Below are 12,550 nucleotides of genomic sequence, written 5' to 3' on the forward strand. Positions count from 1 at the left end.
GTTTTTATTGTTGAATGCGGGTTTAGTCTTAAACCTCTGCTTTATATTTCTGCTTGCAGGCTGCAGCTTTCAGGCCAGCCGACCCGCGCCCGTCGAAAACATTTCCCATAGCTACTCTAAAAACAACAAAGGCCACATTAAATCTAATTCATATAAAGTTAAGAAAGGCGACACGCTTTACTCTATTTCTTGGGGAGCAGGAAAGGATTTTTCTGAAATAGCTAAACTTAATCAATTAGATAACCCTTATACAATTTACCCCGGACAGATTTTATATTTAACGAATACTAAGTCGAGCAGTCAGTCCAAATCTACGACTTTAGATGGAAAGAAAACGAGTTCCTTGGGTAATAATTCTAGTAAAACTGATAAAAAACAATCAGATAATCAAGTTTCTCAAACAAACGCTAAGTCAAGTAATGATCTGAAAAAAACACTTGATCAGAAAGCTAAGCCCGCGTACCTTGTAACAAGTTCCCAACAAAACGTTAACTCAATCATGGTTCCACCGACTTCGACACTACCAACCAGTGTGAGTCAGTGGGAGTGGCCAGTAAGAGGGAAGTTAATCGGGACTTACTCTGCCAATGAGCAGGGAAATAAAGGCATTAAGATCGCGGGAAATCGGGGAGATATCATCAAAGCTGCTGCAGATGGGCGGGTGGTATATGCAGGAAGTGCTCTTAGGGGTTACGGTAATTTAGTGATTATTAAACATAGTGACGATTACCTTAGTGCTTATGCTCATACGGACAAGATCTTAGTCAAAGAAAAGCAACATGTCCTCGCAGGGCAGACAGTTGCGAAAATGGGCAGTACAGGTGCCAATCGGGTAATGTTACATTTTGAAATTCGTTACCATGGACAGTCTGTAAACCCACTTACTTATTTACCCAAACAATGATTGCTTGGGGCCTTGTTGGCAAATGGAGGATAGGAAATTGCACTAATTCAGCAGTTTAATCAGGTTTGGGAGATTTAATCATGAGCCGCATAAAAAGCACTGCCGCAGAAGCACTAGTAGATTTTTCCGTAGAAACCGTTGACTTCGATCTTGAAAAAGAAGAAGTTGCATCCGACTTAGTTCAAGAGCTAGGAATAGAGCAACAGGTTCAAGATGACCTGCAAAAAAATCTTGATGCCACTCAACTTTACCTTGGTGAGATTGGTTTTTCCCCACTGCTTAGCGCAGAAGAAGAAGTTTACTTTTCCCGTAAAGCCTTAAAAGGCTGCGCAAAATCCCGCAATCGCATGATTGAAAGTAATTTACGTCTGGTCGTAAAGATTGCCCGTCGTTACAACAATCGTGGTTTAGCACTGCTTGATCTTATCGAAGAAGGCAACTTAGGTTTAATTCGTGCCGTTGAAAAGTTTGATCCAGAAAGAGGTTTCCGTTTTTCAACCTATGCGACTTGGTGGATTAGACAAACCATTGAGCGCGCTATTATGAATCAGACTCGTACGATTCGTTTGCCTATTCATGTTGTTAAAGAACTCAATGTTTACTTGCGCACCGCTCGCGAGTTAGCACAAAAACTCGATCACGAACCTACGGCCGAAGAAATTGCCGAAAAACTACAAGTGTCGAGTGCTGATGTCAGCCGTATGCTTAAGCTGAATGAGAAAATCACCTCTGTCGATACGCCTTTGGGGGGCGATAATGACAAGGCGTTGCTGGATATTTTAGCCGATGACGATAACGTTGGCCCTGACTATAAAGTGCAAGATGAAGATATTTCTAATTCAGTGGTCAAATGGCTCAATGAGTTAAACACTAAACAAAGAGAAGTGTTAGCCCGCCGTTTTGGTCTGTTAGGTTATGAACCTTCTACACTCGAAGATGTGGGTGCTGAAATTGGTTTGACCCGTGAACGTGTACGTCAAATCCAAGTGGAAGCATTGAAACGTTTACGCGACTTATTAGGATCTCAAGGTTTATCTGTTGAAGCTTTATTTAGAAACTAATACCGCATCTTTGTTACTCAAGATGTCTAGCTAAGGTTTTAAGTCTAGTGCTTAGGTCTAGTCGATAAAAGTAAAACGCCCACTAAAGAGTGGGCGTTGTTGTTTCTAGTCTTGTATTGCTGATAATATCGCTTAGCGAATATCACTCGCTCACAGAGTGTTAGCTCAGACGTTTCAGCTCATAGAGCAAATCAAGTGCTTGTTTTGGCGTTAAGTTATCGGGATTAATGCTACTTAACTTCGTTAGCGCTGGATTCTCAACCGGTTCAGGTAACGCGAGTAAGCTTTGAATAGGCGTCCTCGTTCCTTCAGCTTGATGATCGCGACTCTCCAATTGCTGCAACTTATGTTTAGCGGCTTTAATCACTTTGTTTGGTACGCCGGCAAGCGCCGCAACTTGTAAGCCGTAGCTTTTACTAGCGGCGCCTTCTTGCACTGCATGCATAAAGGCGATGGTATCGTCGTGTTCAATGGCATCGAGGTGCACATTGTAAACACCAGCCATTAATTCAGGTAACTGAGTTAATTCAAAATAATGGGTGGCGAATAGGGTCATAGCGCCGACTTGCTGGGCTAAATACTCTGCTGCCGACCAAGCGAGCGATAAACCATCATAGGTGGATGTGCCGCGGCCGATTTCATCCATTAACACTAAGCTACTGGCGGTGGCGTTGTGTAGAATGTTGGCGGTTTCTGTCATTTCTACCATAAAGGTTGAACGGCCAGAGGCCAGATCGTCAGAGGCGCCAATACGGGTAAAGATACGATCGATAGGGCCTATCAGTGCGCGATCTGCTGGCACAAAACAGCCAATGTGGGCCATCAGCGTGATCAAAGCGACTTGACGCATATAGGTCGATTTACCGCCCATGTTAGGTCCGGTTACAATCAACATACGTCTTTGATTGTGCAAGGTGACTGGGTTAGCGATAAACGGTGTTTGACTCACACGCTCCACCACTGGGTGACGACCAGCCTCTATCTGTACGCCGATATCTTGGCTCAGCTCTGGGCAAGTGTAGCCTAAGGTTTCGGCGCGCTCAGCAAAGTTACTTAACACATCAAGTTCTGCCGCCGCTCGAGCAAAAGCTTGTAATTCATGTAATTTTGGCAGAATAAGATCAAATAATTGTTCCCATAACTGCTTTTCGAGTGCCAGTGCTTTACCTTGGCTCGAGAGCACTTTTTCTTCGTACTCCTTAAGTTCAGGCGTGATATAACGCTCCATATTCTTAAGGGTTTGACGTCGTTGGTAATTGAGTGGCACTTGCGAGGATTGCAAGCGACTCACTTCGATGTAATAGCCGTGTACACGGTTATAGCCGACTTTAAGTGTGTTGATACCTGTACGTTCTTTTTCTCTGGCTTCGAGTTGTACTAAGTAATCGCTCGCACCTTCGCTAAGACCGCGCCATTCATCTAATTCGCTGTTGTAGCCTTCACGGATCACTCCGCCATCGCGGATAAGCATGGGAGGATTATCTACTATCGCGCGCTCAAGTAAGGCTTGTTCAGCGGGGAACTCACCTAAGTGTTGCCGTAATTGAGTCGTGTGCGGCGCGCTCAGTGTGCTTAAACTCTGTTGTAATTCAGGTAGTAAGCCCAGCGCTTGACGTAAACGGGCAAAGTCTCTTGGGCGAGCGGTACGCAGCGCGAGTCTTGCCATGATACGTTCAATATCGCCAAGTGCTTTTAACTGTTCATGCAAACCTTCGTGGGCGGCGGTATCGAGTAGTTCAGTCACCGCCTGTTGGCGTGCTTGGATGTGTTTTGGATCTCGAAGCGGCTGATGGATCCAGCGTTGTAACATGCGGCTGCCCATAGGCGTCGCCGTGTTATCCAATACTGCGGCTAAGGTATTATCGCGACCACCGGCAAGGTTTTGAGTGAGTTCTAGATTTCGGCGCGTTGCCGCATCGAGCACTATGCTATCGGTTTGATTAAAGCGGGTAATGGCATTGATATGGGGCAGGGCTGTGCGCTGTGTGTCTTTGACGTATTGCATCAAGCAACCTGCAGCCTGCAGTGATAAACGTGCATCTGCAATACCAAAACCATGCAAGTCTTTTGTGCCAAACTGAGCCAGTAGTAACTTGATGCTAGTGTCGTAATCAAATTCCCATTCAGGGCGACGACGTTTACCTTTAAAACCGTTTAGTAGACCTAGTTCGCCAAAGTCTTCACTGTAGAGAATTTCAACGGGATTAGTGCGTTGCAATTCAGCTTCTAATGACTCTCGCGTGTCGAGCTCGGCAATCACAAAACGTCCGGATGAAACATCCAGAGTGGCATAACCAAAACCGATTTTACCTTGATAAACCGCTGCCAATAGATTGTCTTGGCGTTCCTGCAGCAGGGCTTCGTCGGTCAAGGTGCCAGGCGTGACGATACGCACCACTTTACGCTCAACTGGTCCTTTAGAGGTTGCTGGGTCGCCAATTTGTTCACATATCGCAACCGATTGACCAATTTGAACTAATTTCGCAAGATAGCCTTCCACAGCATGGTAAGGCAGTCCCGCCATGGGGATAGGATCGCCACCACTTTTACCGCGTGCTGTGAGTGAAATGCCTAACAGCTCAGAAGCACGTTTAGCATCGTCATAAAACAACTCGTAGAAGTCACCCATGCGATAAAACAGTAACATGTCGTGATGTTCTGCTTTCATGGTCAAGTACTGACGCATCATAGGAGTATGTTTTTCTAAATCATCGGTATCAATTACATTCATTAAATCGTTATCGTCCGTTGTGACTGCCGTGGTTATGTGGGATTAAGCGCTATGGAAGCAGAAGACTGCTGTACAATTTTCAGCTAAAAAGACCACGCAAAATTTGCTGCGCCAATCTTAGCAATAATTTACCGAAAATTGAGCCCTTGATGACGGATATTCGTCAAAGGGATGCAATATCCGATTTGATATTCGCTAAAACCTTGGCCATATTAAAAAATCCCATAAGCTAAAAATAATTCAGCCACAGGTCTTGATACTGTATGATTGTACAGTATACTAGTCAGCAGAATTAAGACAAAAAGCGCGGCTTTTTGAATTACCCGTTTGTAAATTGAATATTACTTTTGACAGCTTAAGGCTTGTCTTGATGAGGGAACTGGAATGAAGGTCGATCCAAATAAAGAGAAAGCACTTGCTGCGGTATTGATCCAAATTGAGAAACAATTTGGTAAAGGCTCCATCATGAAGCTGGGTGAAGATCGCTCTATGGATGTTGAGACCATTTCTACCGGTTCTCTATCTCTGGACGTTGCTTTAGGCGCTGGCGGTTTGCCAATGGGTCGTATCGTTGAGATCTATGGTCCTGAATCATCAGGTAAAACGACACTGACTTTAGAAGTGATTGCCGCAGCGCAACGTGAAGGTAAAACCTGTGCCTTTATCGATGCTGAGCATGCACTCGACCCTATCTATGCTAAAAAATTGGGCGTAGATATTGATAACCTGCTGTGTTCACAACCGGATACCGGCGAGCAAGCGCTTGAGATTTGTGATGCATTAACTCGCTCAGGCGCTGTTGACGTTATCGTCGTTGACTCAGTGGCGGCATTAACGCCTAAAGCTGAAATCGAAGGTGAAATTGGTGATTCTCACATGGGCTTAGCGGCACGTATGATGAGCCAAGCCATGCGTAAACTTGCGGGTAACTTAAAGCAATCTAACACCTTACTTATCTTCATCAACCAAATCCGGATGAAGATTGGTGTGATGTTCGGTAACCCAGAAACGACAACCGGTGGTAACGCGCTGAAGTTCTATGCTTCTGTTCGTTTAGACATTCGTCGTACTGGTGCCATTAAAGACGGCGATGAAGTAGTCGGTAACGAAACTCGCGTTAAAGTGGTGAAAAACAAGGTTGCAGCACCGTTCAAGCAAGCCGAATTCCAAATCCTTTATGGCCAAGGTATTAACCGTACTGGTGAGTTAGTTGACTTAGGCGTAGCCCATAAGTTGATTGAAAAAGCGGGTGCTTGGTACAGTTATAAAGGCGATAAAATCGGTCAAGGCCGTGCTAATGCTGGTAAATATTTGACTGAAAACCCAGCCATTGCTACTGAAATTGACAAGACATTACGTGAGTTACTTTTGAGCAATCCTAGTGCACTGGCTGCTAAAGATGATGATAGCACGGAAGATAATGTTGATTTAGAAACAGGCGAAGTATTCTGAGTCAGTCAGCCCGTCAAATCGCGGTCGCGCTGTTAGCGCGCCGCGATTATTCCCGCTTACAAATCCGCGATAAATTGCTCGAGAAAGGCTTCGACCTTAACGATATCGAACCTGTACTCGACGCTTGTGAATCCTCCGGTTTTATCAATGATAATCGCTATGCTGAATTATTGGTGCGTAGCCACATTAGTCGAGGGCACGGTGCTATCCGTATCCGCCAAGCGATAGCGCAAAAAGGCTTGTCTAAAGATTGTATTGAAGCGGCGATAACCAATAGTGATTGTGACTGGTTTGAGCTAGCAAAAGATAAAGCCACCAAAAAATATGGTGTTCCCCGCGTAACAGAAGTGAAGGGCTCTAAAGCTCGGGATCTTATCGCGAAGGAAAAGGCCAAACGAGTGCGCTTTTTAATGGGTCAAGGCTTTAGCTACGATCAAATCACTTATGCGTTAGATTCAGATCCCAATGATCTCGACGACGATTATTAATTGCCTCAACTCATCGATTGCGATGTAACCTTAAGACTGCAAAGCTCCTTTAAATATCACTCAATAGGCTTAGTACAATTAGGTTTGATATCGAGTTAAATTCACTCGACACTGGCCTTAATCGCGCAAAATTCATATCGTCATCAATTACTCTTTACCTTGCCATTTTGACTCTAGCCACTCTTACGTGGGCTTTAACGCACTTTATGCAGTGTTGGTTATTCTTAACTTAGCCCACTAGGTCTATAAATAACCGTCTTGCCTAAAGTGCGTTAAATCTCCGCTGAATTCTGTATCTTGAGGTTGTTTGGGTATATATCACCAATCAAGGCTGGTCGTCCTTCCTCAGTCTGCTTATAATGCTGGGCAAATAGAAATACGGCTAGCCTAAGGCGTAGCTGGTAATGCTTACCCAATTCAGGATGATTTCATGTATCAAACTACAGCAGAGCTTAGAAGCGCTTTCCTCGAATTTTTCCGCAGCAATGGTCATCAAGTTGTGGACAGTAGTTCATTAGTGCCAGGCAACGATCCCACACTTTTATTTACCAATGCAGGCATGAACCAGTTCAAGGACGTGTTTCTTGGCATGGACAAACGCAATTATACGCGTGCGACCACTGCTCAACGTTGTGTACGCGCCGGTGGTAAGCATAACGATTTAGATAACGTCGGTTATACAGCACGTCATCACACCTTTTTCGAAATGCTGGGTAACTTCAGTTTTGGTGATTATTTCAAAGAAGAAGCGATTCGCTTTGGCTGGACATTCTTAACTGAAACGTTAAAGCTGCCGAAAGAACGTCTGTGTGTCACGATTTATCAAACAGATGATGAAGCCTTTGAAATCTGGAATAAAAAAATTGGTGTTGCTGCCGAGAACATTATCCGTATCGGCGACAACAAAGGTGCTGCTTATGCGTCAGATAACTTCTGGCAAATGGGTGATACTGGTCCTTGTGGCCCTTGTACTGAAATTTTCTATGACCATGGCGATCACATTTGGGGTGGCCGTCCTGGCAGTCCTGAAGAAGATGGCGACCGTTTCATCGAAATCTGGAACATCGTTTTCATGCAGTACAACCGTCAAGCATCAGGTGAAATGCTGCCTTTGCCTAAGCCATCGGTAGATACTGGCATGGGGATTGAGCGTATCGCCGCGATTATGCAAGGCGTACATTCTAACTACGAAATCGATATATTCCGTACTTTGATCGCTAAAGCGGCAGAAATCATCGGCGTAAGCGATTTAAGCGAGAAGTCACTGCGCGTCATTGCCGACCATATCCGTTCATGTGCATTCCTTATTGCCGATGGTGTTATGCCGTCGAACGAAGGCCGCGGTTATGTGCTGCGCCGCATTATCCGCCGCGCAGTTCGCCATGGTAACAAGTTGGGCGCGACCGAAGCTTTCTTCTATAAGTTGGTTCCATCTTTGATTGCGGTGATGGGCGATGCGGCTAAAGGGTTAGCTGAGACGCAAGTCATTGTTGAAAAAGCGCTGAAAGCGGAAGAGGAGCAATTTGCCCGTACGCTTGAACGTGGTTTAGGTATTTTAGATACGGCCTTAAACGAGTTGAAAGGCGACACCTTAGACGGCGAAACCGTATTTAAGCTGTATGACACCTATGGCTTCCCAATGGATTTGACCGCTGACGTCTGTCGTGAGCGCAACATCATTGTCGATGAAGCAGGTTTCGAAGTCGCCATGGCTGAGCAACGTAGCCGCGCCCAAGCTGCTGGTAACTTTGGTGCAGATTACAACGCAGCGCTGAAAATCGATGCTGAAACCGCATTCACTGGTTACACCGAATTAGCGGGCCAAGCTAAGGTCACCGCGATTTATCTAAACGGTGAGTCAGTGACGGCTATCAAGGCGGGTGACGAAGCCGTTGTCGTGCTCGATGTAACACCTTTCTACGCTGAATCTGGCGGTCAAGTGGGCGATAAAGGCCAACTGGTTGCGAGCGGTGTTGAGTTTACGGTAAACGATACGCAAAAGTATGGTCAAGCAACGGGCCATCAAGGTGTTTTAGCTACAGGTAACTTGAGTGTTGGCCAAGTTGTTGAAGCGAAAGTCGACAAAAAACTGCGTCACCGTACTCAGTTAAACCATTCTGTTACGCATTTACTGCATGCCGCACTGCGTCAAGTGCTCGGTACTCACGTTTCGCAAAAAGGTTCTTTGGTTGATCCGGAACGTTTGCGTTTTGACTTCTCCCATTTCGAAGGTGTAAAAGCCGCTGAATTAAAAGAAGTTGAAGAATTAGTTAACACTCAAATTCGTCGTAACCATGAGCTGAAAACCGCTGAAATGGGTATAGATGAAGCCAAAGAGAAAGGCGCAATGGCGCTCTTTGGTGAGAAATATGATTCACAAGTACGTGTCGTAACTATGGGCGATTTCTCTATCGAATTGTGTGGTGGTACCCATGTGGGCCGCACGGGCGATATTGGCTTGTTCAAAATCACCTCTGAAGCGGGTATTGCAGCGGGTGTGCGTCGTATCGAAGCCGTTACAGGCGCTGCGGCTATGGCCTATGTGGCGCAGCAACAAGCGGAACTGGAAGAAGCTGCAGCCTTATTGAAAGGCGATGCCAACTCAGTCGTTGCTAAGTTAAAAGCCCAGCTCGACAAAATGAAGCAACTCGAAAAAGAAATGGCGCAGTTGAAAGATAAACTCGCGGCTGCAGCCAGTGCAGATTTAGTGGGCGATGCCGTTGTAGTTAATGGCGTTAACGTGCTGATCAAAAAATTAGACGGCGTTGAGGCAAGTTCATTACGCGGCTTGCAAGATGAATTAAAACAGAAATTGAAATCGGCCATTATCGTACTTGGCACCGCGCAGGAAGGGAAAGTTAACCTGATCGCCGGTGTGAGTAACGATCTGATCGGTAAAGTCAAAGCGGGTGAGCTCGTCGCTATGGTCGCTGCACAAGTGGGCGGTAAAGGCGGTGGTCGTCCTGATATGGCTCAAGCGGGCGGTAGCCAGCCAGAAAATCTGGATGCGGCATTGGCTCAAGTATTACCTTGGATTACTGAGCGTCTAGCTTAAGAGGTTGCTGTGCCCCAAAAACGAAAGCTTAGTGGTAGCAAGCTTTTTGTGAAAAAGTTCGGCGGCACTTCGGTGGGTTCTATTGAACGTATCGAAGCAGTCGCTGAGCAGATTACAAAGTCAGCTCACAATGGTGAGCAGCAAGTCTTAGTTTTATCCGCGATGGCGGGTGAGACGAATCGCTTGTTTGCACTGGCAGCACAAATTAATCCGCGGGCCTCGGCGCGCGAATTAGACATGTTAGTGTCAACGGGTGAGCAAGTGAGCATTGCCTTGATGTCGATGGCGTTACAGCGCCGCGGCATAAAGGCGAAATCCCTTACGGGCGATCAGGTACAAATTCATACTAATAGTCAATTCGGCCGCGCTAGCATCGAGCGGGTGGATACTGAGTATTTGCAATCCCTGCTAGCCGATGGTGTTGTGCCGATCGTTGCAGGGTTTCAAGGCATCGATCCTCAAGGCGAAGTCACCACCTTAGGGCGCGGTGGTTCAGATACCACAGCTGTAGCCTTAGCTGCAGCGTTAGAAGCCGATGAATGCCAGATTTTTACTGACGTGGCTGGGGTATTTACCACAGATCCGAATATTGATAGCAGTGCTCGTCGCCTCGATGTGATTGGGTTTGATGTGATGCTCGAAATGGCAAAGTTAGGCGCTAAAGTACTGCATCCCGATTCTGTTGAATACGCCGAGCGTTTTCGTGTGCCATTGCGAGTCTTGTCGAGTTTTGAAGCAGGGCAGGGGACGTTAATCCAATTTGGCGACGAGTCTGAACTCACTATTGCCTCGTTAGTCCAAGGTATTGCGATTAATAAGGCGCTGGCAACGCTGACGATTGAAGGGCTGTTTACCACCAGTGAACGTTATCAAGCGCTGTTAGGCTGCTTAACGCGATTGGAGATCGATGTGGAATTTATTTCCCCATTGAGGATCCAAGAGGATGATCCTTCGGGTCGAGTTAGTTTTATTCTCGCTGAAGCTAAGGTTGATACTCTGCTTAATGAGCTCGAAGGCTTAAGCGAAAGCCTTGCTCTCGGACCATTGATTATCGAACGGCAACGTGCAAAAGTATCTTTAGTTGGCAAAGGTTTACAGGCAAAAATGGGATTATTGACTAAGATGTTAGAAGTCTTGGGTAATGAAACTATTCATGCTAAGTTACTCACGACGTCAGAGAGTAAATTGTCAACCGTTATCGATGAAAGGGACTTACACAAGGCGGTTCGGGCGTTACATCACGCTTTCGAGCTAAATAAGGTGTAATTAAATAACCGTTTGAGTATTGAATACTATTAATTTGTACTAAGCTGACCTTATAATAAGCCCATCTACCGGATGAGTGCCGTGTGTAAGCTGAATTAAGAAATAAAGGAGCTATCGAATGCTGATTTTGACTCGTCGTGTTGGCGAAACACTGATGATTGGTGATGAAGTCACAGTTACAGTGCTAGGGGTAAAAGGCAATCAAGTGCGTATTGGTGTGAATGCACCAAAAGAGGTTTCTGTTCACCGTGAAGAAATCTACCAACGCATTCAATCTGAAAAATCAGGTACACCATCGGAAGGTGGTAACTTTTAGTACCTTGTCTTGGCAAGAGTATTACGGCAACAGAAGAGTCAGTTTTTTAACTGGCTTTTTTATTTTTTAGACCGAAAGATTGGCGCAAATCAATACATTGGCTTGATATAACAGCAATGTGATTAAAAACAGTTCAAATGGAATCTGTTTCGGAAAAAGGGTTTGACTTATTTTCGTCAAACAGTAATATGTGCGCCAAGAAAACGGAGAGGTGGCCGAGTGGCCGAAGGCGCTCCCCTGCTAAGGGAGTATGGGCTTTAACTCCCATCGAGGGTTCGAATCCCTCCTTCTCCGCCATTTCTTACCGATAGAAAACAGTGCGCGTGTAGCTCAGCTGGATAGAGTACCTGGCTACGAACCAGGCGGTCGGAGGTTCGACTCCTTCCACGCGCACCATTTTTTTATTGAAAAAGTAAACTTAGATACAAGTCGCGCGTGTAGCTCAGCTGGATAGAGTACCTGGCTACGAACCAGGCGGTCGGAGGTTCGACTCCTTCCACGCGCACCATCTCTGCATTAGTTAATCTTTAACTCATCAGTTTTGAATTTCAGTTAGAAATTTTGTAGATAATTGCTTATAGCAAAATGTTAAAATGCGCGTGTAGCTCAGCTGGATAGAGTACCTGGCTACGAACCAGGCGGTCGGAGGTTCGACTCCTTCCACGCGCACCAATTTAGATTAATATGATTTCGGTCGTATTAATGTTTACCGTTTTAAATGCGCGTGTAGCTCAGCTGGATAGAGTACCTGGCTACGAACCAGGCGGTCGGAGGTTCGACTCCTTCCACGCGCACCAATTTAAATTAATATGATTTAGGTCGTATTAGTGTTTTACAGTTTAACATGCGCGTGTAGCTCAGCTGGATAGAGTACCTGGCTACGAACCAGGCGGTCGGAGGTTCGACTCCTTCCACGCGCACCAATATAGTTAACGAGATTCGTCTTGTTGATTTAAAGCGTTAAACGCGGAGAGGTGGCCGAGTGGCCGAAGGCGCTCCCCTGCTAAGGGAGTATGGGCTTTAACTCCCATCGAGGGTTCGAATCCCTCCTTCTCCGCCATTCTATTCTCTTAGTCGAGGGGAATAGAATAAATTTGCGAGATAAAAGTGCTTATCCTAGACTCAATCATGATTGGATCTGTTAGAAGTACAAAAACGAGTTTGCGCGTGTAGCTCAGCTGGATAGAGTACCTGGCTACGAACCAGGCGGTCGGAGGTTCGACTCCTTCCACGCGCACCATATAGATAAGCCCTGCAAGCAATTGCAGGGCTTTTTT

At 45.8% G+C, this 12,550-nt stretch carries 8 protein-coding genes and 8 tRNA genes; 15 read left to right on the forward strand and 1 reads right to left on the reverse strand.

Going from position 1 to position 12,550, the window contains the following annotated elements; genetic code table 11:
* Positions 1-7: 7 nt before the first annotated feature.
* Complete coding sequence (locus Q4Q57_RS20290; protein ID WP_311891863.1) at positions 8-904, forward strand: peptidoglycan DD-metalloendopeptidase family protein; 897 nt, start codon at positions 8-10, stop codon at positions 902-904.
* Positions 905-984: 80 nt separating this feature from the next.
* Positions 985-1,965 carry an RNA polymerase sigma factor RpoS gene (gene rpoS / locus Q4Q57_RS20295; RefSeq protein ID WP_106651218.1) on the forward strand — a complete coding sequence of 327 codons (981 nt, stop codon included), beginning with the start codon at positions 985-987 and terminating at the stop codon, positions 1,963-1,965.
* A gap of 160 nt (positions 1,966-2,125) precedes the next feature.
* Here the strand turns inward: rpoS and mutS are convergent, their stop codons facing one another.
* Complete coding sequence (gene mutS / locus Q4Q57_RS20300; protein ID WP_259513649.1) at positions 2,126-4,696, reverse strand: DNA mismatch repair protein MutS; 2,571 nt, start codon at positions 4,694-4,696, stop codon at positions 2,126-2,128.
* 384 nt (positions 4,697-5,080) lie between these two features.
* Between mutS and recA the strand changes: the two genes are divergently transcribed.
* The 13 genes from recA (at position 5,081) to Q4Q57_RS20365 (ending at position 12,513) form a co-directional block, all read left to right on the forward strand.
* Complete coding sequence (gene recA / locus Q4Q57_RS20305) at positions 5,081-6,148, forward strand: recombinase RecA (RefSeq protein WP_311891864.1); 1,068 nt, start codon at positions 5,081-5,083, stop codon at positions 6,146-6,148.
* Positions 6,149-6,165: 17 nt separating this feature from the next.
* Complete coding sequence (locus tag Q4Q57_RS20310; protein ID WP_409373250.1) at positions 6,166-6,636, forward strand: regulatory protein RecX; 471 nt, start codon at positions 6,166-6,168, stop codon at positions 6,634-6,636.
* A 430-nt stretch (positions 6,637-7,066) separates the two neighbouring features.
* Positions 7,067-9,691, forward strand: a complete 2,625-nt coding sequence (alaS, locus tag Q4Q57_RS20315) for an alanine--tRNA ligase (RefSeq protein WP_311891866.1) — start codon at positions 7,067-7,069, stop codon at positions 9,689-9,691.
* A gap of 9 nt (positions 9,692-9,700) precedes the next feature.
* Positions 9,701-10,957 (forward strand): aspartate kinase, encoded by a 1,257-nt coding sequence (locus Q4Q57_RS20320; protein WP_311891867.1) that lies wholly within the window; start codon positions 9,701-9,703, stop codon positions 10,955-10,957.
* A 118-nt stretch (positions 10,958-11,075) separates the two neighbouring features.
* Positions 11,076-11,273 (forward strand): carbon storage regulator CsrA, encoded by a 198-nt coding sequence (gene csrA / locus Q4Q57_RS20325; RefSeq protein ID WP_006082602.1) that lies wholly within the window; start codon positions 11,076-11,078, stop codon positions 11,271-11,273.
* 205 nt (positions 11,274-11,478) lie between these two features.
* Positions 11,479-11,570 (forward strand) — tRNA-Ser (locus Q4Q57_RS20330).
* Positions 11,571-11,592: 22 nt separating this feature from the next.
* Positions 11,593-11,669: transfer RNA gene (locus Q4Q57_RS20335), tRNA-Arg, on the forward strand.
* 35 nt (positions 11,670-11,704) lie between these two features.
* Positions 11,705-11,781 (forward strand) — tRNA-Arg (locus tag Q4Q57_RS20340).
* A gap of 87 nt (positions 11,782-11,868) precedes the next feature.
* A tRNA-Arg gene (locus Q4Q57_RS20345) sits at positions 11,869-11,945 on the forward strand.
* A gap of 48 nt (positions 11,946-11,993) precedes the next feature.
* Positions 11,994-12,070, forward strand: a tRNA-Arg gene (locus Q4Q57_RS20350).
* A gap of 49 nt (positions 12,071-12,119) precedes the next feature.
* Positions 12,120-12,196 (forward strand) — tRNA-Arg (locus Q4Q57_RS20355).
* 45 nt (positions 12,197-12,241) lie between these two features.
* Positions 12,242-12,333, forward strand: a tRNA-Ser gene (locus Q4Q57_RS20360).
* Positions 12,334-12,436: 103 nt separating this feature from the next.
* A tRNA-Arg gene (locus tag Q4Q57_RS20365) sits at positions 12,437-12,513 on the forward strand.
* Positions 12,514-12,550: the final 37 nt, after the last annotated feature.

The organism is Shewanella sp. SP2S2-6, from assembly GCF_031931965.1.
Lineage (GTDB): Bacteria > Pseudomonadota > Gammaproteobacteria > Enterobacterales > Shewanellaceae > Shewanella > Shewanella baltica.